This is a genomic window from Cohnella algarum (assembly GCF_016937515.1).
GTDB lineage: Bacteria > Bacillota > Bacilli > Paenibacillales > Paenibacillaceae > Cohnella > Cohnella algarum.
Window position 1 is genome coordinate 3,286,397 of record NZ_JAFHKM010000002.1, and the last position, 26,491, is coordinate 3,312,887.

The window sequence follows — 26,491 nt, forward strand, 5'->3', positions numbered from 1 at the left end:
AGAATGGCGATGGAGAGTTCGATCCCGCGCCGCTTGACGGCGGCGTGGCTGAAAGCGATGTACAGGGACGGGAAGCTCTCGCCGGAAACCGTCGTGCGCGAGCTGGTCCGCCGCTCGCGGGAGGACGGCGGCAATCCGGTCTGGATCACGCCGCCCTCGCTGGAGCTGGCGCAGCCTTATCTGGACCGGCTCGGTACGCTCGACAAGACGAAGGCTCCGCTGTGGGGCATTCCGTTCGCGATCAAGGACAACATCGACTGGGCGGGCGTCCCGACGACGGCGGCTTGCCCGGCGTTCGCGTATACGCCCGAGGAGCATGCCGCCGTCGTGGAGCGGTTGATCGAAGCGGGCGCGATTCCGCTCGGCAAAACGAATCTGGACCAGTTCGCGACGGGACTCGTCGGAACGAGAAGCCCTTACGGCGAGACGAAGAACGCCTTTAAGGAGGAACTGATCAGCGGCGGCTCGAGCAGCGGCTCCGCCGTCGCCGTCGCGCTGGGCCACGCGGCTTTCTCGCTCGGCACGGATACGGCCGGCTCGGGTCGGGTGCCGGCCGCCCTGCACGGCCTTGTCGGCTACAAGCCGAGCATCGGCGCCTGGCCGACGAAGGGCGTCGTTCCGGCGTGCGCGAGCCTCGACTGCGTGACCGTGTTCGCGCACACGCTGGACGACGCGCTGACGGTCGATGCCGTCGTCCGCGGCGTTCGCGCGGACGATCCGTGGTCGCGCGACATTCCGGCGCCGCGGCCGCAGCTTCCTTCAAAGGTGATTCTGCCGAAGGAGAAGCCGGTTTTCTTCGGCCCTTACGCCGAAGCGTACGAACAGGCCTGGCAGCGGGCCGAGCAGCGGCTGGGACGCCTGGGGATCGCGATCGAACGGATGGATACCGGTCTGTTCGAAGAAGCCGCGAAAGTGCTATACGACGGCCCGTGGGTTGCCGAAAGGTGGGCGGCATTGGGCGATTTCGTCGAATCGCGCCCGTCGGAGGTGTTTCCCGTGACCGAGCGCATTTTGCGTTCGGGATCGGCCGGCTCGCGGGACGCCGCCGACGTGTTCAAGGCGGTTCACAGGCTGCAAACGCTCAAGCTCGAGGCCAAAAAAATGCTGAACGGGGCGGTTCTCGCCATGCCGACGGCCGGCGGCACGTATACGCGCGACCAGGTGCGGGAGAAACCGATCGAAACGAACAGCGACATGGGCAAATATACGAACCACTGCAATTTGCTCGATTTGTGCGCGGTCGCCGTTCCCGCCGGGGAGGCGGCGCCGGACGTGCCGTTCGGCATAACGCTGTTCGGCTTGGCCGACCAGGAGGGGTTCGTCTGCGGCGCGGCAAAGCGGTTCGTCGCGGGCAGCGCGATGCAGCCGCCCGAAGGGACGACGCTCGTCGCCGTTTGCGGGCTGCATATGCGCGGCTACCCGCTGGAAAGCCAGATGATCGCCAGCGGCGCCTCCTTCGCGGAAGAAGCAAAAACCGCGCCTAAATACCGGCTGGTCAAGCTCCCGACCGATCCCGCCAAGCCCGGCCTGGTCAAGCTGTCGTCGGGAGGCGTTTCCGTTCGGCTGGAGCTGTGGGAAATGCCGCTCGCCGGCTTCGGGGAGTTCGCCGCTTCGATTCCGGCGCCGCTCGGCATCGGCAAAATCGAGCTGGAGGACGGGCGCGCCGTCCCCGGCTTTCTCTGCGAGGCCTATGCCGCCGAAGACGCCGAAGATATCAGCGCGCTGGGCGGCTGGCACGCATGGACAAATTCGTGACGAATCGCCTGAATGCGCATCGAGACCGGGAATTCGCGATCTTCCCGCCGGATCGATCCTCATGCCGCGCGCCGTCAGGGCTAAACCCCTGGCGGTTTTTCTTTTTGAGCCTGTTTCATTACCTTGCTTAGGGAAGCTTCGAGGACGACGGAGAGCGATATTACTTAGGGACGAGGGGGTGCTTATTACTTAATGAAATTAGGGACGATGGAGGAGGCACATATAACTTAGAAAAACTTCGGGGACGTCGGAAGGGGAGCGATGAAGCTGAGGGAAGCCTATGTTGGATTTTGTCTGATTTTGTCCAATCAAAAGAGCGGAAAACAGGGAAATCGTTGGCTAGAGTGGATTTTTTCCAACGAGGAACTTCGAATTTAGGCGAAAACGCCAAAAAAGGCCTCTCCAGATTGGACAAAATCCAACGAGGCCGAAAAGTTTCGTGAAAAAGCCGGTCTTGATTGGATGAAATCCAACCGAGCCTCGCCAACCCAGCATCAACCCAGCATCAACCCAGCATAACCCAGCATAACCCAGCGCCAACCCAGCATAAAAATGGCCCATCTCCCTGCCCCCGCGCGCACGCCGCCAATCCAGTCGGGTCATGGCGACTCATCTCGACCCGCCAAACGCACCTGACGCACGAAGTCGAGTAAAAATGACCCATCTCCCTGCCCCCGCGCGCACGCCGCCGATCCAGTCGGGTCATGGCGACTCATCTCGACCCGCCAAACGCACCACGACGCACAAAGTTGAGTAAAAATGACCCATCTCCGTGCCTCCGCGCGCACGCCGCCGATCCAGTCGGGTCATGGAGGACGACGTAAACAAAAGATACCGGAAGTAAACAGGCGCCACTATCGGCGCATTCCCGCCCCGTCCTATACTGGAAGCACGGAGGAGGGGGAACATGGCGCAAACTCGAAAACGCTTTCGCAGAAACGGGGCGCTCCATCTGATGCTCGTGCCCGGACTCGCGCTGATCGCGCTCTTCAGCTACTTGCCGATGCTGGGGGTCAGCATCGCTTTTCAGGATTTCAATCCGATCGTCGGCTTCGCGGACGCAAACTGGGTCGGCCTGGACAACTTCGAATATATGGTCGCGCTGCCGGACTTTATGCCCGCGGTCCGCAACACCGTCATCATCTCGGTCATGAAAATCGTCGCCGGCATCGTCGTGCCGGTCGTGGCGGCGCTCATGCTGAACGAAGTCCGGTCGATGCTGTTCAAGCGCTACGTTCAGACGGTCATTTATATGCCGCATTTTTTTTCCTGGGTCATTCTCGGCGGGATCGTCATCGATATTCTGTCGCCTAGCGAAGGGATCGTCAACGGCCTCATCAAAGCGTTCGGAGGCAACCCGGTGTCGTTTCTCTCCAGCAACGACTGGTTCCGGTACGTCCTCGTCGTTACGGATCAATGGAAGGAGTTCGGTTTCAATACGATCGTGTATCTCGCCGCGCTCACCTCGGTCAATCCGAACCTGTACGAGGCAGCCGTCGTCGACGGAGCGAGCCGCTGGCGGCAGACGTGGCACATTACGCTGCCGGGCATCCGGCCGGTCATCGTGCTCGTCGGCACGCTCAGTCTCGGCAACGTTCTGAACGGCGGCTTCGACCAGGTGTTCAACCTGTACAGCCCGAGCGTCTACGAGACCGGGGACATCCTCGATACGCTCGTGTACCGGATCGGGATCGTCCAGACGCAATACGCCGTCGCGGCCGCGGTCGGCCTCATCAAATCGGTCGTTTCGCTCGGCCTGATCGGCCTGGGCTATTGGCTCGCCTACCGGTTTGCCAAGTACCGCATCTTTTGACGAAAGGGGCGATCGCCGCCATGCATTTGACGACGCGCGGATACAAAGCTTTTCTCGTGCTCAATGCCGTCCTGCTCACGCTGCTCACCGCCCTCTGCCTGTTTCCCGTGCTGAACGTGCTGGCCGTCTCCTTCAGCTCCAGCGCGGCGGCCAGCTCCGGGCAAGTTGACGCTTTGGCCGGTCGATTTTACGTTCAACTCCTACAGCTACGTCCTGCAGAACGGGCAATTTGCGGACTCCTTCGCCAACAGCCTCGTTCGCGTCGTGCTCGGAGTTGCGATCGGCGTCGCCGTCACGATTCTGGTCGCCTACCCGCTGTCGAAGGAAAGCCATTCTTTCCCGCAGCGCACGCTGTACGCCTGGATTTTCGTGTTCACGATGCTGTTCAGCGGCGGCATCATTCCGAGCTATCTCGTTATCAAAGAGCTGCACCTGCTCGATTCGATGTGGGCGCTCGTGCTGCCGACCGGCGTCCAGGTATTCAACATTTTGCTGATGCTCAATTTTTTCCGCGGGCTGCCGAAGGAGCTGGAGGAAGCGAGCCTGATCGACGGGGCCGGCCATTTCCAAACGCTGGTCAAAGTCTACCTTCCGATTTCGCTGCCGAGTCTCGCGACGATCGTCCTGTTTACGCTCGTGATGCACTGGAATTCGTGGTTCGACGGCATGCTCTACATGAACCGGACCGAAAATTACCCGCTGGCGACCTATTTGCAGTCGATTCTGAACAAGACGACGATGACGCAGACGAACATGACGCTCGAAGAGGTCCGGCTTTTGCAGACGGTGTCCAGCCGGACGGTCCGGGCCGCCCAAATTTTCATTACGGCGCTGCCGGTGCTGGCCGTCTATCCGTTTCTGCAAAAATATTTCGTCAAAGGGCTGGTGCTAGGCAGCGTGAAAGGGTAAGCTAGTTTACAAAAAAGGCGGCAGGAGCATGCGATTCAAACGGAATTCGCTGTTCGTCAAAATGATGCTGATGTTTTTCGCGCTTATCCTTCCGTTGTACGGGTTAAGCGTGTCGTTAACGTACAACAGTTCCGGACAGATGCGTGGGGCGATCGAGCGCTCCAACGAGTCTGTCCTTCTTTTCCATTACGCCAATCTGCAATTCGAATTCGCGAGAATGAACGGCTTGCTGCTCGAATATTCGGTCGACGGAGAGCTGGCCGATTTCAGCACGATGGCTCCCGTTCTGTCCAACTACGAGATCGACCGCAGGCTGAACAATATTTTGCAAAAGCTGCGGCAAATGCAGGCGAGCAGTCCGTACATCGCGGACGTCCGCTACTATTTGCCCGCGCTAGGGAAGGTCGTGTCCGTCAAGGAAGGCGTTTCCGACAGCCCTTCGGGCGAATGGCGGGAGCTGGCCGCGACCGGGGCGAGCCTGCGGGGAACCGTAGCCGAAACCGGGGCCGGGTATTTTTTGGCGGGATCGGCTCCGTACTCGCTGGACGCTTCCGCCGATCCGAATTTCCTGCTCGTCATCCGGCTCTCTGCCGAAGAACTGACGAAGCAGCTGCAGAGCATTCAAAAAGAAGGAGAAGGCGGAGCGTACTTGCTGTTCGGCAATGCCGACCGGGCCGTCGTTTCGGACGAAGCGCTCCGCGGACAATTCGACGGCTTCCGGTTTGCCGTAGACGAAGGCGCCGCCGCCGGAATGGTCGTCCGCGATGAAACGGCGAACGGGTATTTTTATTCGATCGCCGATCCCGTATACGATTTTCGCCTCGTCAGCTACCGGGACAAGGAAACGCTGCTCGAGCCGATCCGGCGCTATTCGTTCTGGATGCTGCTGCTGACCGCCGTCTCCTGCGCGCTGATCGTCGTTTTCACCTACGGCATCTACAGGCTGATTCACCGCCCGCTGCTGAAGCTGATCCGGGGATTCCGGGCCATGGAGCGCGGAGACATGATGACACGGATCGAGCATGGCCGCGGCGACGAATTCGGTTATTTATACGGCCAGTTCAATCAGATGCAGCACCGGCTTCACGAGCTGATCGAGGACAACTACGTGCAGCGCATCCGCACCCAGGACGCAGAGCTGAAGCATCTGCAATCGCAAATCGCCCCGCATTTCCTGTATAACAGCCTCTTTACCATCAAGCAGATGGCCGAGCTGGAAAATACCGAAGACATCAAGGTTTTTTCGGATTATTTGGGCGCGTATTTCCGCTTTATGACGCGGGATTTCAACAAGGAGGTGCCGATCGGCGACGAAACGGAGCATGCGCTCGTCTACCTGCGCATCCAGGAAATCCGGTTTTCGAACCGGATCGCGATCGAAGCCGAGCCGCTGCCGGACGAATTCCGCTCCATCCGGGTGCCCCGCATCATTTTGCAGCCGATTCTCGAAAACGCATTCAAACACGGGCTCGCGAACAAAACGTCCGGCGGCCTGCTGAGACTGGCCGCAGGGTCGGTCGGCCGAACGCTGGCGCTGACGGTCGAAGACAACGGGAACGGGCTGGGGGACGAGCGGCTGCGGCAGCTGCAGGAGCGGCTTGCCGGCATTTCGGCGTCCGGCTTGGACGGGGAGACGACCGGCCTATTCAACGTTCACCACCGGCTGCGCATCCGCTTCGGGCCGGAATACGGCCTCGAGTTGTCCAGAAGTCCGCTTGGCGGTTTGAGATGCGACATTCGGCTGCCCGTCCGCCCATGAGAAAGGAGCGAGAGACATTATGTATCGGATGCTCATTATCGACGACGAGCCGATCATCGTCAACGGGCTGACCGAATATTTCGCCAAACGAAGCCTCAAGGAAGTCGAGGTGCTGTCCGCCTATTCCGCCGAAGAGGCGCTGTCCTGGCTCGGCTCCGTCAAAATCGACGTCGTGCTGAGCGACATTTGCATGCCCGGCATGAGCGGAATGGAGCTGCTCGTCCATATCGAAAAGCAGTGGCCGCGGTGCAAGGTCATTTTCCTGACGGGGCACAACGAATTCGAATACGCGCACAAGGCGATCCGCAGCGGCAGCGTCACCGATTACATCCTGAAGACGGAAGGGATGGAGCGCATCGGTTCCGCCGTCGACGCGACGCTAAAGGCGGTCAAAGAAGAACTGTCCGTTTACCATCACAAGGAATGGCTGCAGCAGGAGCTTCCGAAGGCGATCGCGCAGCTGCAGCGCCAGCTTCTGCTCGACGTGCTCAGGCGCACGGAGGCGTCCTCGTTCCGCGCCCTGCGGGCGGAATTCGAGGCGCTCAAGCTGCCGCTCGACGCGGGGCGGCCGGTTGTCGTCATCTCCCTGTTCGTGGAGAACTGGGGAAAATACAAGTCGGTCCACGAGCGGGACCTGATGCTGTTCGCCATCGGCAACATCGCCGAGGAGCTGCTCGGCACCCGGACCGCCGTCAAGTGCGTGCAGTACGACGGGAATTCCGTCGTCGGCCTCGTGCAGGAGAGGGGGCAGCCGCTTGCGGCGGCGCCGGGAGCGGCCACGGGTTGGACGCCGGGAGCGGCGAGAGCCGTATCGGACGCTTCCGAGGTTGCGATCGGGGGCTTGGCCGTGTCCGGGGCGCCGGGCGCGAGTTCGGCCGAGGCGTCGACGGCGGCGAAGCGCGAGCGGCTGGCCGCCGGCTTCGCGCACGGCACGCTCGAGACCGTGCAGCAGGTCGTCCGCGAGCTGTTCGGCCTCCCCCTGTCCGCGTCGGCGAGCGGAGCGTTCGTGCCGTTCGACAAGGTCGCCCGCGAAGCGCATCGGCTCCGGCTGGCCGGCTTGAACGGCCGGTTCGCGGGAAGCGAGGGGCTGACGATCGTGACGGAGCAGGACGGCGGCGATGTCCGGACGCCGGAAACGTCGGAACGGCTGTCCGCGGAATACTTGCTGGAGCGGCTTCGGCAAGCCGTTCTGGAAGGAGGGGGCGACGGCGGCGAATGGTCGGAATGCTACGAAAAGCTGGTGCGGATGTACCCGGAAAGCGGGCCGGACGATCCGTTCGACCGGATGCTGCTGCAGCAGGCTTTGGGCAAGCATCTTCTCGTTTGCCTGGAGGAGCTCGGGCTCAAGGATCGGGCGATTTCGCAGGCGAACCTGCTCGCCGTCCTGCAGTTCGACAGCCGCACCCCCTGGAACGAGCTCGTCCATTTTTACCAATCGCTGCTCGAATGGATCCAGGCCGTGCGAAACGACCAACTGCGGCTGGCCGAGTCCAACCTGATCGGGCGCATCCATTATTTTATCCGAAACAATCTGCACGGCGACTTGTCCATGTCCCGGATCGCGCGGGAGGTTTCCTTGAATCCTTCCTATTTGTCCAGGTGGTATAAGCAAACGTGCGGCAAAGGGCTTTCCGACCATATCCAGGAGGCGCGGACGGAACGGAGCAAGGAGCTGCTGAAAACGACGACGCTGAAAATGCACGAAATTTCGCAGATGCTCGGCTTTGCCGACCCGCATTACTTTTTCCGCTTTTTCAAAAAAACGGTCGGCTGCACGCCGCAGGAATACCGCAACGGAACGGCGCCGGAACAAGAGGTAAAGGAAAGATACCGGAAGTAACAATCGTCCACTACTGGCGGCGGAGACGGGAACTTACAATAAAGAAGCGGCAAAGCAAAAGAGAATTCCAGGGAGGTTCGACGATGAAACGTTATGTAAAGAAAAGCCTCGCAACGATCGGAATGATAGCGCTAACATTCGCTGCGGCCTGCGCGAACGGGAACGATGCGGCCGAAAGCCCGTCCCCGGGCGCAGGCGAATCGCAGCCGGCGTCCGCCGCCGAAACCGCCGCGGGGCCGCTGTCCAAATACGAGCCGGCGATTGCGGTGCGCACGGTCATGAACGACGTCGGCAAAGATTATTTGGCGCAAGGCGAAACGCTCGAAGACAACGTCTGGACCCGAGGATACGCGAACGAATTGGGCATCGACCTTACGTTCGACTGGATCGTCGAGCGGGCCAATTCCGGCCAGAAGATGAACGTGACGCTGGCGAGCGGCGATTTGCCCGATATTTTCTCCGTCAACCAGACGCAATACAAGCAGCTTCTCGACGCGGGCAAAATCGCGGACCTGACCGAGGCGTTCGATAAATACGGCTCCGAGCGGCTCAAGGAATTTTACAACATGGGCGGCGACGGGCTGAAGCCGGTGCGCCAGGACGGCAAGCTGTACGGCTTGACCGATTACAGCGGCTATCTCGACAACGTGCCGATGGTTTTCGTCCGATCGGACTGGATGGAGAAGCTGGGCCTCAAGCCGCCGGAAACGATGGACGATCTGCTGGGGATCGCGAAGGCGTTCGCGGAAAACGATCCGGACGGGAACGGCCAAAAGGACACGTACGGCATCCAGCTGAACAAGGATCTGGACAGCGGGTGGACGATCAAGCTGAACGGCTTCGCCAACGCTTACCATGCGCTGCCGGGCCAATGGATCGACGACGGCTCAGGCAATCTCGTCTACGGCAGCATCCGGCCGGAAATGAAGACGGCGCTGGCCAGCATGCAGGAGCTCTACAAGAGCGGAATCGTCGATCCGGAATTCGGCACGAAGGACGTCAACAAAGCGGCCGAGTCGCTGATGGCCGGGAAGGCCGGCATTTTCTTCGGACCGCTGTCCTCGCCGTTCGTCATTACGGCCATGATGTCGAACGCCGACGCGGACTGGATGGCCTATCCGATTCCTTCCGCCGACGGCCGGCCGGCTAACGTGCCGAGCCAAATCCAGAACTCCACCGTATACGTCGTCCGCCATGACTTCGCCCATCCCGAGGCGCTCGTGAAAATGCTCAACTTCGCGGTCGAGAAGCTGTACGGCGAATCGGCCGAAGCGGAGGCGGCCGCCTACCTCGGCCCGTCCGGCCAGGGCTTCCAGGTGACGCCGATCAAAATTTTGCAGCCGAACAAGAACATCGCGATATACCAGAACGTCGTCAAGGCGCTGGAATCCGGCGATACGGGCGGCCTGAACCGCGAGGAGAAAAGCAACTACGACTTCATCCAGCAGTTCCGGAGCGGGGACCGGGCGCAGTGGGTGTACGAGCGCATTTTCGGACCCGAGAGCACGCTTGCCGTCGTTCAGCACTATTTGGACAACGATCTGCTGACGCTCAACCAGTTCAGCGCTCCCCCGACCGCCACGATGGCGACGAAAAAAGCGACGCTCGACAAGCTGGAGCTCGAGACGTTCACGAAGATCATCTACGGCGAATCGCCGATCGACGAGTTCGACAAGTTCGTTAGCGACTGGAAGAAGCTCGGCGGCGATCAAATTACGGCCGAGGTGAACGAGGTCGCGAAGGCGGAGTAAGGCGCGGGCGCGAGCCGGGCCGGTAACGGGGCGCGTGAAGGCGGACGAACGCCTGCAAGCGGCATCTCCCGGCAGCCGCCGGGCCGGCATAGCCGGGGCATGGCCCGGAGCCGGCTCGGTGCCGCAGATCAACGAAAAGGAGCTTTTGTTCATGGCGACAGAATTCGAACGGCTGAAGGCGGGGTTCGCCGAACCCGATCCGCACTACGGCCCGGTTCCGTTCTGGTGGTGGAGCGGCGAGGAGGTCACGGAAGAACGGGTCCGGTGGCAGCTGCAAAAATTTCGCGAGAGCGGCCTGCGCAACATCGGCATCATCCATTTGGCGCCGACGGGCCCGCAGTACGGCTCGCGCGGGGACAGCCCGGCGTTTATGAGCGAGCCGTGGTGGCGCCTGTTCGAATCGGCGCTGCGCGAGGCGGAGCGGCTCGGGATGCGGCTCTGGTTTTACGACCAGATCGGATTTTCCGGCGCGAACGCGCAGGCGCGGCTGGTCGCCGCCCATCCGGAATTTGCCGGGCATCACCTGCGCAGGTATGCCGAAGCCGAGCCTTTGCCGCCGGGCGCGGAGCTTCTCCTGGAGTCGGCGGGGTACCGTTACGCGGCGGTGCGCCAAGGGTACAACTGGCTCGACCCGAAGGCGTCGGCGGCCGTTCTGGACCGGGTGCACGGCGAGATGGAGCGCCGGTTTCCGCGCGATCTCGGCAGGACGATCGCCGGAAGCTTCCAGGACGAGCTTCCGCCCTTGCCGCTCTGGTCGCCAGACGTGCCGCGAATATACGAGGAGCGGTTCGGCGAATCGCTAGTTCCGGCGCTTCCGGCGCTGTTCGACGCCGTTCCCGGCGGGGAGGAGGTTCGCAGGCGCGTCTACGGCATCGCGGCGGAGCTGGCGGAACGGGCGTTTTTCGTTCCGCTCGGGGAATGGCACCGGAAGCACGGCATGCTGATCGCCTGCGATCAGGCCGGGCCGGCCCGCAGGGTCGACGTGCACGGGGCGCAGCGGCTGTACCTCGATTATTTCCGCACGCACCGGTGGTACAACTCGCCGGGCTCGGACATGGAAGGCGAAATCAAGCCCCACGCCTCGATGGCGCATCTGCAAGGGGGCTCGCGGGTATTTCTCGAAGCGTTTCATTCGAGCGGCTGGGGCGGGACGATCGAAGAAACGATGCACTGGCTCGTGCCGTGGTTTCAGGCGGGGGCGACGCTGTTCAGCCCGCACGCGGTTTATTATTCGACCCGGGGCGGATGGTGGGAGTGGGCTCCGCCGGATACGGGGTGGCGGCAGCCGTATTTCGAGCACTACGGCATTTTTGCCGATACGGTCAGCCGGGTCAGCCGGCTGCTCAGCGAAGGAACGCATGTCGCCGACATCGCCGTTCACTATCCGTCTTACGCGGCCGTCGGGTATATGTCGCTCGACGATATCAAGCCGCTCGAGCATCCGATGGCGGCTTCGAACCGCGATCCGAACGGCGATGTGACGCGTCTGCGCGAAGCGTACCGCGACGTGACGGGCGCGGTCAACCGGAAAGAGGCGGAGGCGCTGCCGGGCTCGTTGCGAAGCCGTCATCTCGACTTCGACGTGGTGGACGATTCCGCGCTCGAGAAAGCGGACGTCGCGGATGGGACGCTTGCGATCGCGGGCGAGCGTTTCGGCGTTTTCGTGCTTTGCGGCACGACGGTCATGCGCCCGAAAGCGCGCGAGCGAGTGAAGCGGCTGCTTGAGCAAGGCGGCCTCGTCGTCGGCGTCAACGTTCCCGAGACGGAGCGGGCCGTCTTCCCCGGAGCGGTGTACGTAAAGACGGCGGAGGAGATGGCGGCGCTCGTCGAGCGGCGCTTGGCGAAGCGCGTGGAAGGGCCGGGGCTGTCGCTGCAGCGGCGCGCCGCCGGAGCGGACGTGTTTATGCTGCTGCCGAAGGACGGCGAGCTGCTGCGGATGCACGAGCCGGCGGATGCGAGCGCGAAGCCGCCGGGGAAGGCGGAGTATCGCCTGCGCACGTCCGGCTCGCCGCAATTGTGGGACCCGGTCGCCGGAACGGCGAAGCCGGTCGCTTTCGAACGCGAAGGCGAATGGGTGCGGCTTCGGGTCGAGTTCCGCGATTGGCCGGCGGCGCTGATCGTTTGCGCCCCGGAGCCGGGGGCGGATACAACGGCGGACGCACGCAAGGGGATGACGTCCGTTGAGGCTGGCGATAGGACGGAACCGGCCGATGCCCGCCAGGAAGCGGCAACGGGGAAGCCGGGCGAGGAAGCAGCGTGGGATAGTCGCGGCAAGGCCTGCCCGATGCCGCCTCCGTCCGGCGGCCGGTTTCCGGCGGCGACCGGCGCTTGGCCGGAACCGGAGCAGGCGGGCGTCGTGCGGACGCTCGAACACTGGCGGGTGCGCGTCGAGCCGACGCTCGACAACCGGTACGGCGACTTCGATTTGCACAACGGGCATCGGGGATCGATGCCGCCCGAGCGCCGAATTTTTCTCGCGCGAACCGAAAGCGGAACCGGCGACGGCCTGGCCGCCGGCTGGCATCTCCCCGGCACGCCGGACGCGGATTGGGACGCCCGTCTTTGGAGCGAAGCGGCTTATTGGCGGGCTTGCAAAGGAGACGCCTTTCGGGAAAGCGAGTCCTGGCCGGTCGTCTACAGCGCGGTTTTCGGCGATTTGGCGTTTCGTTCCTGGGCCGGCCGGATGGGCCGGGTGCCCCGGAAATTTCTGCACCTGGGCGAAGCGGCGGAGGGCGAAACCGTCTGGGCGCGGACGAACGTCATCGCCCCGCGGGCAGGCCGGTATTGGATCCGAGCGGAAAGCAACGCCGACCTGGCCGCATGGATCGGGGGCCATCCCGTCGAGTGGTCCGGAGGGCCGGAGGAACAGACCGCATGGGTCGAGCTGGAGGAAGGGGCGAACGAGCTGCTGCTGCGGGCGGCGGCGCTTGCGGACGGCCTCGTTCGCGCCGGCATCGAGATCAACGACCGCGCGGGGGAGCCGCTGCCGAAATGGATTCACGTCCGGCGGCCGAATCCCGAAAGCCGCCTGAACAAAGCGCTCGCGGCTCCGGCCGGATGCGCCGTTCGCGCCGTTCGCGCCGTATTCGCCGCGCGGGGGCGCGCCATATTGCAACTCAACGGCGCGACGGTGACGGAGCACGGCGATTTCAATCCGTACATTCGCCAGGGGCAGGAAGAGGTCGATTTGACCCCATACTGGCGCGACGGGGACAACGAGGTGGCGTTCGTCCTCCCGGAAGGCGCGGGGGAAGTGTTCGCGGACGGCCGGATCGAACTGCCGGACGGCGGCGTCATCCCGTTCTGCACCGGGCTCGATTGGCGGGACGAAAAGGGAGAAGAACCGCTTGTCCTGCATTCGTCGGTCCTGCAGTTTGCCGAGACGGAGTCGCTCTGGCTCAACCCGCGGCCGCATCCGCTGCCTGGCGTCGGCTGGCTGATGCCGGAGTCGGCGCCGGAGCGGGCTCCGCTGCCGTTCGCGAACGACCCGGAAGCGATCGGCAAGCCGGTCTGGCTGCGCTTCCCGCTGCCGGTCGGGGCTTGCGGCATGCGGATCGCCGCGCTCGGCCGCGCGCGGGCGTGGGTCGGCGGCGTCGAAATCCCGGTCGCGGACGGGTTCGCCGCGTTTCCGCCCCGGGCGGCCGGCACCGCGGCGGCGGTCCGGATCGAGCCGGCCGGCATGCCGACGGAAGCGGCCGTGCTGGCCGAGCCGATCCGCTTCGACGTCGTCCCGTTCCGCGGCGCGCTCGGCGACTGGCGGACCGCGCTCCATTTGCCGCATCACAGCGGGGCGGTCGAATACGAGACGACGCTGGACGTCCCGGCCGCGGCCGCCGGCGTTCTCGATCTGGGCCACGTGCGCGGAACGGCGGAGGTTTGGCTGGACGGCGAGCCGCTCGGCGTTCGCGTCTGGCGCCCGTACCGCTTCGCGCTCGGCGCGTTGGCGCAAGGAGCGCGCCGCCTGCGCATCCGCGTGACGAATACGCTCGGAACGTTTTACGAGTACGGCCGACCGACGAGCCTTGTCGGAGCGAATCCCGCCGTGACGTACTGGGATCGGACGGACCGGCCGGAATGGCGGGCCGCCTTCCCGTCCGGCGGGTTGTACGGCCCCGTTCGCGTCGCTTGGATAAAAGACGAAAAACCGGAAGATGCCGGGACAACGGGATAAACGGGAAAACGGACGGCACGGAAACCGGATGCGCAGCATGGCGATGCCCGCGCGAGAAAGAGATGCAAGCTGCGGGGGAGGCCGGCGAGCCGTCCGGTTCCGCCGGGAGGAGATGGAGCATGGATATCGCAAGCTGTTTGACGCCTTACAAACGAAAGGAGCCGGTGCTGATCGGCTCCGGCATCGAGGGAGCGTTCGATCGTCACGCGGTTGACTGCCCGTTCGTGTTTCGCCATAACGGCCGTTTTTATATGATGTACGTCGGGTTTGACGGAAAAGGGTACCAGACGGCGCTTGCCGCAAGCGACGATCTGCTTCGTTGGGAGCCGCTGGGGACGATTTTGCGCCGGGAGGAAGGCGCGGATTGGGATTCGAAAAATATCGCCGGGACCTGGATTTTGCGGGACAACGATCTGCACGGCCCGGGCACGCTCAAAAAATGGAACGGCAAGTATTGGCTCGCCTATCATTCCTATCCCGGCGACGGCTACGAGGAAGGCTCCGCGAAAATCGGCCTGGCCTGGACGGAGGACGAAAGCCTGTTGACGTGGAATCGGTTTCCGGAGCCGATTCTCGTCCCCGAGGACGGGGAGGCGTGGGAACGGGGGGGCTTGTACAAAGAATGCCTGCTCGAGCATGAAGGCGTCTTCTATTTGTTTTACAACGCGAAAAACCGGAACGACGGCCGCTGGGTCGAGCAGACGGGGCTTGCCGTTTCGACCGATCTCGCGAGCTGGAAACGGCATGAGGGAAATCCGGTCCTCCGGGTCACCCCGGATGCGTGGGACGGCGGCTTCGTCAGCGACCCTTGCGTGCTGCGGGACGGGAACCGCTGGGTGATGTTCTTTTTCGGCTACGACTACAAAAAAGCGCAGGAAGGCATTGCGATATCGAACGATCTGCTTCGCTGGGAGAAGTTCCCGGAGCCGATCATCCGCGTCGGCGAAGAAGGGGAGCTGGACTCGATCTTCGCCCATAAGCCTTCGGTCATCGCGCATGACGGCGTTTTATATCATTTTTATACGGCGAGCAGGCGGCCGAAAGAGGGCGACCGGACGCGCAACGTGTTTCCGGAGTACCGGACGATCGCGGTCGCGACATCCCGCGAGCTGACGGAAGGAGCGTGAGCCGCATGGCGGTCATGGCATTTTCGGCGCTCCGGACGGAAGGGCGGATTTGCCCGCTCGGTCTCGACGCGGAAGCTCCCCTGTTCAGCTGGTCGTTCGCCGCCGCGGCGGAACCGTCGCTGAAGCAGGCCGCGTACCGCGTCGCTGTCGCGACAAGCGAGAAAAAGCTGCTCGCGGGGGAGGCCGACGCATGGGACAGCGGCGTCGTGCAAGGCGGAGCGCATACGTCCGTCGCGTACCGGGGAGCCGCGCTGGAGCCGGGACGGCGCTATTTCTGGCGCGTTGCGGCATGGGACGAACAGGGGCGGCGGTCGGACAGCCCGGTCGCCTGGTGGGAGACGGGACGCCTGTCCGAAACCGACTGGACGGGGCGCTGGATCGGCGCTCCCGAGCCGCGGGCGGAAGGCCGGCCGCTGCCGCAGTTCCGGCGCGCGTTCGCGGTCAAAGGACCGGTCAGCCGCGCGCGAATCTACATTAGCGGTCTCGGCCACTACGAGCTGCGGCTCAACGGCAGCAAGGTCGGAGACAGCGAGCTCGACCCCGGTTGGACCGATTACGACAAGACCGTGCTTTATGCCGTGCACGACGTCACGGAACTGCTCCGCCAAGGGGAGAACGTCGCCGGGGTATGGCTCGGCAACGGTTTTTACCATGTGGACGGCGGCAGGTACGCGAAATTCAAGGACTCCTACGGCGCCCCGAAATTGCGGGCCGACATCGTGATCGGGTATGCGGACGGAACGGCCGAGACGATCGGGACGGACCGGACCTGGCGCGCAAGCCCGGGTCCGCTGACATTTTCCTGCATTTACGGGGGAGAGGATTACGACGCCCGGCTGGTGACGGCGGGCTGGGATCGGCCGGGCTTTTCCGAGGGGAGCGGCTGGGCCGAAGCGGCCGAGGTCGCGGCGCCTTCCGGCCGGCTGGTCGCCCAGTCGGCGCCTCCGCTGAAGGCGATGCTGAGCTTCACCCCCGCGGTCGTGGCGACGCCGAAGCCGGGAGTCCATGTGTTCGATCTCGGGCAAAACTTTTCCGGGTGGCCGGAAATCGAGACGAGCGGAGCTCGGGGAACGGCGATCAAGCTGGTTCCGGCCGAACTGCTGTCCGAAGACGGGCTTGCCGATCAGCGCTGGACGGGCGCTCCCTACGAGTTGAACTATGCGCTGAAGGGGGAAGGCGTCGAGGCGTGGCGGCCTCGATTCACGTATTACGGCTTCCGGTACGTGCAGGCGGAGGGCGCGGCTTTAGCGAGCGAGGCGGGGGAAGGCCCGAAGAATTTGCCTGTCCTGCATCGGCTGCGGGGCCGCATGATTGTTCCCGACACGCCCGCAACCGGCGGCTTCCGCTGCTCGGACGAATTGCTGAACCGCATTCACGAAATCATCGTATGGGCGATGCTCAGCAACATGAAAAGCGTGTTTACCGACTGCCCGCACCGCGAAAAGCTCGGGTGGCTCGAGCAGGTCCATCTGATGGGGCCTTCGCTCATGTTCAATTTCGACGTCGAGGCGCTGATGGCCAAAACGCTGGACGACATCGCGGACGCGCAGCTGCCGAACGGGCTCGTGCCGACGACGGCTCCCGAATACGTCGTTTTCGAGGAGCCGTGGCAGATGTTCCGCGAAGCCGCGGCCTGGGGCGGAGCCTATATTCTGGCCGCCTGGGAGATGCTGCAGCGCTACGGTAACCGGGGCGTGCTGGAGCGCCATTACGACGGCTTCAAACGGTACTTCGATTACTTGACCGCAAACGCGGACGGCTGCATCGTCCGGGAGGGGCTGGGCGACTGGTACGACATCGGTCCGAAAGGGCCGGGTTTTTCGCAAAACACTCCCGTTCCGCTGGCGGAAACGGCGATTTATTACGGGCTTGCCGCCGCGCTGCGAAACATCGCGAGCCTGCTCGGCCGGGAAAACGATGCGAAAACGTACGGCCGGCTCGCCGATGCCGTCAAAGAGGCGTTCAACCGGGAGTTTTTCGATCCCGACACGCAGCTTTACGCCAAAGGAAGCGACGCCGCCCACGCGATGCCGCTCGCGATCGGACTCGTCCCGGAGGAGCACCGGGAGGCGGTGTTCGCGCGGCTCGTGCAAAACATCGAAAACCGCGGCGGCCGCACAACGTCCGGCGACGTTGGGCACCGCTACGTGCTGTTGGCGCTTTCGAGGGGAGGGCGCTCGGACATCGTGTTTCGCATGACGCGCGACACCGGCGAGCCGGGGTACGGGTACCAGATCGCGCACGGGGCGACGACGCTGACGGAAGCCTGGGACGGGCCGACCGTCGGCAAATCGCAAAATCATTTCATGCTGGGCCACCTGGAGGAATGGCTGTACAGCCGTCTCGCCGGACTGGATTACCGGTTCCGGCCGGAAACCGGGCGCTTCGAGGTCATCGTTCGGCCGGAGACGGTCGGCGAACTCGATTGGGCCGAAGCCTGGTGCGAGCTGCGGGCGGGCAGGGCGAGCGTGCGCTGGGAACGAGGGAAAGGCGGGGCGCTTGCGCTGCGGGCGGAAATTCCCGTCAATGCGGAAGCGACGATCTACGTCCCCGCCAAATCCGCGGCCGACGTCTCCGGCGGCGAAGGGGCGAAGCCGCTGGGCTTTGCGGACGGCTTCGCCGCGTTCCGCGCGGGCTCGGGCGTCTACGACTTCGCCAGCGTCGTTTAACCGGTTCGGGCTCCGGCCTTCGGGTTAATTCCAGACTCCGGGCACCGCTCCGGTTTCGGGCTGACTTCGGACTCCAGGTTAAGTCCGAACGAGCTCCGGGCACCGGGCGAACGGGCCGCCATACGATCGACAGGCACGCGGATCCGCATTCGAGCAAGAAGGAGTTGACCGAACATGCTGCGAAACCAGACGAAAATTTTGTACGGCGGCGACTACAATCCCGACCAATGGCCGCAAGACGTATGGCGGGAGGATATGCGGCTGTTCAAGCTGGCCGGCATCGATATCGCGACGATCAACGTTTTTTCCTGGGCGCTCAATCAGCCGGACGAACAAACGTACCGTTTCGAGTGGCTGGACGATGTCATGGATATGCTTCGCGACAACGGCGTGCGCGTCTGCCTCGGCACCGGAACGGCGGCCCATCCCGCCTGGATGGCCCGGCGCTATCCCGACGTCCTGACCGTCGATTCGCAAGGGCGAAAGCGCAAATTCGGACGCCGCCACAATTCGTGTCCGAACAGCCCGTCGTTCCGCGAATTTTCGCGGCGAATGGCGTCCGGGCTGGCCGAGCGGTACAAGGATCACCCGGCGCTGCTGCTATGGCACGTCAACAACGAATACGGCTGGCGCTGCTACTGCGACAATTGCGAGCGCGCGTTCCGGGAGTGGCTTAAGTCGCGGTACGGCACGCTGGAGGAACTGAACCGGGCGTGGTACACGTCGTTTTGGGGGCATACGTTTTACGATTGGGACGAAATCGTCCTGCCGAGCCACCTGAGCGAGCTGATGGATGCCTCGAATATCGACAAAACGGCGTTCCAGGGCATTTCCCTCGACTACGACCGGTTCAATTCGGACAGCATTCTCGCCTGCTACAAACTGGAACGCGACGCGATCAAAGCGGTCATCCCGGACGCGGTCGTGACGACCAATTTCCAAAGCAACGGCACGTACAAGCCGCTCGATTACTTCAAATGGGCAAAAGAGCTGGACGTCGTCGCGCTGGACAGCTATCCGACGAACGACATGCCGATGAGCCTGATCGCCATGCGCCACGACCTGATGAGGGGCTTGAAGGGCGGCCGGCCTTACATGCTGATGGAGCAAAGTCCGAGCCAGCTCAACTGGAAGGACGTCAATCCGCTGAAGCGTCCGGGCGTCATGCGTCTGTGGAGCTATCAGGCCGTCGCGCGCGGGGCGGAGTCGATCATGTTTTTCCAATTGCGTCGGTCGGCCGGAGCGTTCGAAAAATTTCACGGGGCGGTCATCGATCATGCGGGGCACGAGCATACCCGGGTGTTTCGCGAATGCGCGGAGCTCGGGCGCGAGCTCGAACGTCTCGGCGATCGGCTGCTCGGCGCGAAGACGGCGGCGAAGGTCGCGATCGTGTTCGATTGGGACAACTGGTGGGCGATCGAGCATTCGAGCGGGCCGACCGAGCGGCTGAAATATTTGGAGCAGATTCAAAAATATTACGACGCCTTCTACGAGCGCAACGTGCAGGTCGATATGATCGGCACGGAGAGCGAGCTCGGCGGCTATGAACTCGTCGTCGCTCCGGTGCTGTACATGGCGAAACGCGGATATGCGGCCAGGCTGGAGGCGTACGTTGCCGCCGGGGGGACGTTCGTGACGACGTTTTTCAGCGGCATCGTCGACGAAAACGACAGGGTGACGCTCGGCGGCTATCCCGGAGAGCTGCGCAAGCTGCTCGGCATTTGGGTCGAAGAGACCGACGCGCTGTTCCCCGGACAGACGAACGCGATGGAGATGCACGGCGGCGGCGCGAGCGGGCTCGAAGGAACGTATTCGTGCGGGCTGCTCTGCGATCTGCTTCACCCGGAAGGCGCCGAGACGGAAGCGGCGTTCGGCGGCGATTTTTATCGCGGCATGCCGGCGCTTACCCGGAACCGGTTCGGCGGCGGGGAAGCGTGGTATATCGCGTCCGACCCGGAGGAAGCGTTTCTGGCGGCGTTTTTCGCGCGGCTGGCCGAGCGGAAAGGCATCCGGCCGATCGCCGAGCTGCCCGCGGGCGTCGAAGCGAGCGTGCGGGAAAAGGACGGCTTCCGCTACACGTTCCTGCTCAATCACCGGGCCGAACCGGTCCCGGTCGATCTCGGCGGCGAGTCCCGCCTCGAGCTGCTGAGCGGAAGCCGGATGAGCGGGGCGGCGACGCTCCCCGCGCACGGCGTCTTCATTCTGCAAAGTCCGGCAGACGAAACGGAAGAAAGGAGCGGATTCGCGGAATGGGCGGCAACAACCTGATTTTATGGTACCGGCGTCCTGCGTCCGAGTGGGTGGAGGCGCTCCCCGTCGGAAACGGGAGTTTGGGCGGCATGGTGTTCGGCGGCGCGAAGCGGGAACGGATTCAGCTGAACGAGGATACGCTCTGGTCCGGCCATCCGTACGATCCGAACGACCGGGAAGCGGCGGAACATCTCGGGGAGGTTCGCCGTCTCGTCTCCGCGGGAAGCTATCCGGAAGCGCAGCGGCTCGTCGAGGAGCATATGCTCGGTCCGTGGACCGCTTCCTATCAGGCGATGGGGGATTTAGGGCTCAGTCTGGACGCGGAGGGGGAGGCCGCCGGCTACCGCCGGGAGCTCGATCTGAACGACGCCGTGTGCCGGACCGGCTTCGCGCTTGACGGCGTTCGTCATACCCGCGAAACGTTCGCATCGGCGCCAGATCAGGTCATCGTGGTGCGGCTTGCCGCCGATTCGCCGGGCAAAGTTTCGGTGACGGCCCGCCTTTCCAGCCTGCTCCGATACCGTACCGAGGCGGGCGAGAACGGCGTTTTCGTGCTGCGAGGGCAGGCTCCGAGCCATGTCGAGCCGTTTCATGCCGCGAGCGACGAGCCGATCCGATACGAGGAAAACAAAGGCAACCGCTTCGAGATTTGGCTTCGGGCCGTTTCCGAGGGCGGGAGCGTGCATGTCGACGACGACGGCATCCGGGTAACGGGCGCGGACGCGGTGACCTTCCTGCTGGCGGCGGCGACCAGCTTCAACGGCTTCGACAAGGACCCTTACGCGGAAGGCAAAGATCCGGCGATTCTATGCCTAACGAGGCTGGCTCGGGCAACCGCGTTTACGTACGAGGAACTGCTCGCCCGGCATCGAGCCGATTATCGGGCGCTGTTCGGCCGGGTGGCGTTCGAGCTTGCCGCCCCGGGACTTGCTGAGCTGCCTACGGACGAGCGGCTCGAGGCGGCGCGGGCCGGCCGGTCCGACGAGCCGCTGGCGGCGCTGTTTTTCCAGTTTGGCCGCTATTTGCTGATCGCAAGCTCCCGCCCGGGAACGCAGCCCGCCACGCTGCAGGGCATTTGGAACGACCGGCTGCGGCCGCCTTGGGCCTGCAACTATACGGTCAACATCAATACGCAGATGAATTATTGGCCGGCGGAAACGACGAATCTGGCGGAATGCCATGCCCCGCTGTTCGATTTGCTGGAGGAGCTGCGGACGACCGGCCGGGAAACGGCGCGGATCCACTATCGAGCCGGGGGGTGGGTATGTCACCATGCGACCGATTTGTGGCGCATCGCGACGCCTTCCGGCGGGCCTTCGAAGGGGCCGGCGAGCTGGGCGTTCTGGCCGATGGGCGGGGCGTGGCTGTGCGGGCATTTGTGGGAGCATTACCGGTTTGGAGGGGACGAGTCGTTTTTGCGGGAGCGGGCTTATCCGATCATGAGGGAGGCGGCGCTATTTTTCCTGGACTGGCTTGTCGAGGACGGGGAAGGGTATTTGACGACGAATCCGTCCACCTCGCCGGAAAATACGTTCAGGATGCCGGACGGGCGGAAGGCGGCCGTCAGCCTCGCCTCGACGATGGACAATTCGCTGCTGCGGGAGCTGTTCGCCAACTGTATCGAAGCGTCGTCCGTACTTGGAATCGACGCGGAGCTTCGCGGGAAGCTGGAAGCCGCCCGCTCCCGGCTGCGGCCGCTGGCCGTCGGACGGCACGGCCAATTGCGGGAGTGGTTCGAGGACTTCGAGGAAGCCGAACCGGGGCACCGCCATATGGCGCATCTGTACGGGCTTCACCCCGGAGCGGAAATCGACAGGCATCGCCACCCGAAGCTGGCCGAGGCTTGCCGGGTATCCATCGAGCGGAGGCTGCTGCATGAAAAGGAGGATGCGATCGGCTGGTGCTTCGCCTGGCTGATCAGTCTGTTCGCCCGGCTGGAGGAACCGGATCGGGCGCATCATTATCTCGTCAAGCTGCTCCGGAACCCGTTTCCGAACTTGTTCAACGCGCACCGGCACCCGAAGCTGACGTTTTATCCATTGACGGTCGAGGCGAATTTCGGCGCGACCGCCGGGATCGCGGAGCTGCTGCTGCAAAGCCATGCCGGCGAATTGAGGCTGCTTCCGGCGCTGCCCAAGCAGTGGCCGGAAGGGCGAATTCGCGGCTTGCGGGCGCGCGGCGGGTTCGCCGTCGGCCTGGAATGGAGCGGCGGCGCGCTTCTGCGCGCCGAGATCGAATCGTTCGGCGGCCGACCTTGCCGAATCCGGAGCGCGGCACCGCTTCGGGTACGGTCGGCTTCGGGCGGCGAGGTGGACGTCACGTCGCCGCCGGAGGAGCCGAACGTCTGCGAATTCGCGACGGAAGCCGGGCGCGTGTATACGATCGTTCCCGCGCAGCCGAGATAACGGCCTCGAAAGGCCGTTATTCAGGTCGGGCAAGCCGTTCCGTGCCGAATAACGGCCTGTGTTGGCCGTTATTCGAACCGCCCGAACGGCGCTCATCCAGATAACGGCGTCGAAAGGTCGATATTCAGGTCGGGCAAGCCGTTTTATGCCAAATAACGGCCTGTGTTGGCCGTTATTCGAACCGCCCGAACGGCGCTCATCCAAATAACGGCCTTAAAAGGCCGTTATTTGGAGCGCTCACACGGTAATCCTCCAGATAACAGCGTCGAAAGGCCGTTATTCAGGTTGGGCAAGCCGTTCCGTGCCGAATAACGGCCTGTGTTAGCCGTTACTCGGCTTTTAGCTGCAAAATTCACCTTTTGGCTCCCCCTGCCTCAATTCGGCCCAAGTTCGTATCTCCGCTTCGAAGTAGCGCACGGGGTGCACTACATGCGGCCTAACCGAGCGTCCCCGCCTCGAAGTAGCGCACGGGGTGCACTACATGCGGCCCGACCGCGCCGTTCCGCTTCGAAGTAGCGCACGGGGTGCACTACATGCGGCCTAACCGAGCGTCCCCGCCTCGAAGTAGCGCACGGGGTGCACTACATGCGTCCCAACCGCGCCGTTCCGCCTCGAAGTAGCGCACGGGGTGCACTACATGCGTCCCAACCGCGCCGTTCCGCCTCGAAGTAGCGCACGGGGTGCACTACATGCGTCCCAACCGCGCCGTTCCGCTTCGAAGTAGCGCACGGGATGCACTACATGCGTCCCAACCGCGCCGTTCCGCTTCGAAGTAGCGCACGGGGTGCACTACATGCGCCCCGACCGCGCCGTTCCGCTTCGAAGTAGCGCACGGGATGCATTACATGCGCCCCAACCTCGCTGCGCCGCCGAAGGAAACTCTCTTCCTGACCTAGAGGAAATGTACCGCCGAAGGAAATCCCTCCCTTCCCGGCGAATAGTAACGGGAAAGCCCCGCGAGGCGAAGGAGGAGAACGAGGCGTGAAGCGAGAAATGACGATCGGCGTGCTGAAGCAGGAGATCATCAAAATTTACAACTCGATCAACCAGGATATTTTCGGAATCGGCATAAAATCCCAGAAAATCGACGTTTACGGCGATAAAGTGCTCATTTTCGCCACGCACAAACGGATCCCCGCGCTGAAAATACTGGACGACGATCATCGAAGCCTGACTGCCAACGTCGATATGCTCATCATGGAAATCAACAAAAACAGGCTGAAGGAACAATTGGAACAAAAGCTCGGCCTCGAAGTCGTCGCCGTCCTCAAGGACTACGATCCGAAGGCCGAGATTTCCGGAACGATTATCATTTTGAAGGATAAAATCGAGTAGCCGCCGCCGCACAAGCTTTACATGTCCCGGAGTGCGGGCGCCCCGGATCTAGGCTTCGCGGCCGTACGAGCGGCGGAGGCTAACTCGAAATTTCATCACAAAAACACGACACACATTCAACAAACCATGTAATATTAACGTAATATTAAACGAAATTTCTTACTATTTTTCCATCCTCTCTTGCCTAACCTCGATATTAGTGTTATATTAAATGACATAAGTCACCCTACGAACTACATAATGCCGTAACGCAAGCCATTGATTTGGCCTTCGGTATTAAGGTATCGAATCCTTCCGTATACATGAAGAGATTCGAAACCATGATCCCGAAGCCGAATTCGCGCAGGCAGGTTATGAGGAACTCGCGGCAGAGAGCCTTGAACCGCCAATTGTGACATATTGCGATCATGATTTCCGATGGTCGAGGTATGTTCATAATTGGCGGTTTTTTGTTTACCTGTCCGCATGAAAGCAGAGTTCGTCAACGAGAAGACGGCTTGGAAGGAGTGAGACCAGTTGCCGAAGCTCTCCCGTTCGGGAACCGATGTCGGACGAGTATTGGAGGCGCTCAATCAAATTTCGGGCGGAAGAATGGTGATGAACTGGGAGGAGATCGCGGCGGGCGGCAACCCGTACGTCGTCATGAAGACGTCCAATATCCCGGGAAAAAGCGTGATGGAAATTCCGGGCCTCGTATTCGGCGACAAGAAAAAGCCGGCCAGGCGAATCGGGATCGGCATGACGCTGACGGAGACGATGATCGAGCTGGCGTCCGGCATGAAGCTCGATTTGCTGGTCGTGCATCATCCCGTGGCGGATGCCGCGAGCTCGGGCGGCGTGCCGTTCGCGGACTATTTGCCGCTGTACGGCCTTGCGGTGATCGAAATGCACGAAGCGTTTCACGGCTTGCATCCTGGACTAACCTTTTTGCACGGCCACCATAAACTAATAACGGATACATCGTTCGGCGGGTTGCCCGGAAACGTGCTTCACAAGGGGATCGCCCTGGATGAAGTGCAAACGGCGGGCGATCTGCTGGACCGCATCGAGGCGGGAGCCGGCCGGGAGCTCGATATCGGCCTGCTCGAGGCGGAACGGGCGATCCGGGGCGAGCCCGCGCTGCAGGAAGCGACGATCGTCAATCCGGCGATGCTGCTGAGCGGAAGCCGGGAGCGCCCGGTCAAGCATATTCTGCATTTTTTTCCGCACACCGGTTTTTCGATGGCTCACCTGGAGGCCGCGCTGCGCATGTATCCGGAAACGGACACGATCATCGCGAGCATCAGCCGCGTGCGGGAGGATCATCCGTTCGTCGGCTTTGCCCGGGAAAGGGGGCTGAATTTCATCGTCGGCAATTCGCATTCCGTCGAAATTATGGAAAACGGTTTGCCGCTCGCCTACGCGCTCGAAATGCTGCTGCCCGATACGGAAATTTTTTTGCTGCGGGAACGGATAACGGCGGTGCCGCTGCGCGAGATCGGGCACGAAGGCATGGTTGCATACGGCAAAGAGATGGCGGGGACCTACCTGGTGTCCAAGCCGTCCCGAACCGTGTCAATATAAAAAGGATTTTCACGAAAACGGGAGGGGAAGAGATCAGATGAACATGAAAAAGATCGGTTTGCCGCTTATCGTCGCCCTTATGCTGATGGTTGCCGCCGCATGCGGAAGTTCCGGCGGAAACGGTTCCGGGGCGAGCGAAACCGCGAGTCCTTCGGCGCCGGAGTCGTCCTCCGCACCGCCGTCGCCGTCCGCCTCGCCAAGCGAATCCGCTTCTTCCGAACCGAAGGAAATCGTCACGATCAAGTTTTCCGAGGTCATTCGATCCATTTTTTACGCTCCGCATTACGTCGCCATGTCCCGGGGCTTTTTTGAAGAAGAGGGCCTTAACGTCGATATGAATACGGCGCAAGGCTCGGACAAGGGAGCGGCGGCGCTGATCGCCGGCACGGCCGACATTTCGCTCGTCGGTCCGGAAACCGCCATCTATATTTACAATCAAAAAGGCGACAAAACGCTCAAAATTTTTCACCAGCTGACGATGAAGGACGGTTCGTTCCTGCTTTCCCGCGAGCCGACGGACGCGTTCGACTGGAAAGACCTGTCGGGTAAAACGGTGCTCGGCTGGCGTCCCGGCAGCGCCCCGCAGATGGTCATGAACTCGACGCTCATTCAAAAAGGGATAACCGACGCGGAAGTCGTGACAAACATCGCTTCCCCCGCTTTGGCGGGCGCCTTTACGAGCGGCCAGGGCGATTATATCCAGCTGTTCGAACCGGTCGCCTCGACGCTCGTGCAGGAAGGCAAAGCCTACTACGCCGCTTCTCTTGGCGAAGCGTTCGGCGATTTCCCGGAGACTTCGTACGTCGCGACTTCGGATTATATCGCCGAGAACCCGGAAATCATCCAAAGCTTCGTGAACGCGGTCGCCAAAGGAACGCAGTGGCTGCAGACGGCTTCCGACGACGAAATCGCCGAAGCGCTCGCGCCGTTTTTCGAAGGAACGTCCAAGGAGCTGATCATCCAGTCGGTCACCCGTTATCAGGATCAAGGGACGTGGCCGGCGAAGCCCGAGCTTGCCGCGGAAGCGTTCGAGACGCTGCAATCCGTCCTTATCGAAAACGGCGTGCTGAAGGCCGAGGAGAAAATTTCCGACATGAGCGCGGTCGTCGACATGAGCTTCGTCGAAAAGATCGGAGGTGCGTGA

General features: G+C 62.6%; 13 protein-coding genes and 1 pseudogene. All 14 read left to right on the forward strand.

Annotation, left to right across the window (positions count from 1 at the left end; genetic code table 11):
* Window positions 1-9 precede the first annotated feature (9 nt).
* The 14 genes and pseudogenes from atzF (at window position 10) to JW799_RS14710 (ending at window position 26,491) form a co-directional block, all read left to right on the forward strand.
* Window positions 10-1,755, forward strand: coding sequence for an allophanate hydrolase (gene atzF, locus JW799_RS14645; RefSeq protein ID WP_080835532.1), 1,746 nt, complete (start codon window positions 10-12; stop codon window positions 1,753-1,755).
* Between the two features lie 907 nt (window positions 1,756-2,662).
* A complete protein-coding gene (locus JW799_RS14650; RefSeq protein WP_080834785.1) occupies window positions 2,663-3,568 on the forward strand; it encodes an ABC transporter permease in 906 nt (301 codons plus the stop codon).
* Between the two features lie 20 nt (window positions 3,569-3,588).
* A pseudogene (locus tag JW799_RS14655) lies at window positions 3,589-4,477 on the forward strand (carbohydrate ABC transporter permease).
* 28 nt (window positions 4,478-4,505) lie between these two features.
* Window positions 4,506-6,236: a sensor histidine kinase gene (locus JW799_RS14660; protein WP_205430446.1), complete on the forward strand. Its 1,731-nt coding sequence runs from the start codon at window positions 4,506-4,508 to the stop codon at window positions 6,234-6,236.
* A 19-nt stretch (window positions 6,237-6,255) separates the two neighbouring features.
* A complete protein-coding gene (locus JW799_RS14665; protein ID WP_205430448.1) occupies window positions 6,256-8,076 on the forward strand; it encodes a response regulator transcription factor in 1,821 nt (606 codons plus the stop codon).
* A gap of 83 nt (window positions 8,077-8,159) precedes the next feature.
* Window positions 8,160-9,827 (forward strand): extracellular solute-binding protein, encoded by a 1,668-nt coding sequence (locus JW799_RS14670; protein ID WP_205430449.1) that lies wholly within the window; start codon window positions 8,160-8,162, stop codon window positions 9,825-9,827.
* A 151-nt stretch (window positions 9,828-9,978) separates the two neighbouring features.
* Window positions 9,979-13,998 carry a glycosyl hydrolase family 2 protein gene (locus JW799_RS14675; protein WP_205430450.1) on the forward strand — a complete coding sequence of 1,340 codons (4,020 nt, stop codon included), beginning with the start codon at window positions 9,979-9,981 and terminating at the stop codon, window positions 13,996-13,998.
* 119 nt (window positions 13,999-14,117) lie between these two features.
* A complete protein-coding gene (locus JW799_RS14680; RefSeq protein WP_080834776.1) occupies window positions 14,118-15,125 on the forward strand; it encodes a glycoside hydrolase family protein in 1,008 nt (335 codons plus the stop codon).
* A gap of 5 nt (window positions 15,126-15,130) precedes the next feature.
* Window positions 15,131-17,794, forward strand: coding sequence for a family 78 glycoside hydrolase catalytic domain (locus JW799_RS14685; RefSeq protein ID WP_080834774.1), 2,664 nt, complete (start codon window positions 15,131-15,133; stop codon window positions 17,792-17,794).
* A 174-nt stretch (window positions 17,795-17,968) separates the two neighbouring features.
* Entirely contained in the window at window positions 17,969-20,062 is a 2,094-nt protein-coding gene (locus JW799_RS14690; RefSeq protein ID WP_205430451.1) for a beta-galactosidase, read from the forward strand.
* A complete protein-coding gene (locus tag JW799_RS14695; protein WP_205430452.1) occupies window positions 20,044-22,449 on the forward strand; it encodes a glycoside hydrolase family 95 protein in 2,406 nt (801 codons plus the stop codon). Before JW799_RS14690 ends, JW799_RS14695 begins: the two co-directional genes overlap by 19 nt.
* Window positions 22,450-23,430: 981 nt before the next feature.
* Entirely contained in the window at window positions 23,431-23,784 is a 354-nt protein-coding gene (locus JW799_RS14700; RefSeq protein ID WP_245809693.1) for a Na-translocating system protein MpsC family protein, read from the forward strand.
* Between the two features lie 516 nt (window positions 23,785-24,300).
* Window positions 24,301-25,347, forward strand: a complete 1,047-nt coding sequence (locus tag JW799_RS14705; RefSeq protein WP_080834770.1) for a Nif3-like dinuclear metal center hexameric protein — start codon at window positions 24,301-24,303, stop codon at window positions 25,345-25,347.
* Window positions 25,348-25,384: 37 nt separating this feature from the next.
* Complete coding sequence (locus JW799_RS14710; protein WP_240353293.1) at window positions 25,385-26,491, forward strand: ABC transporter substrate-binding protein; 1,107 nt, start codon at window positions 25,385-25,387, stop codon at window positions 26,489-26,491.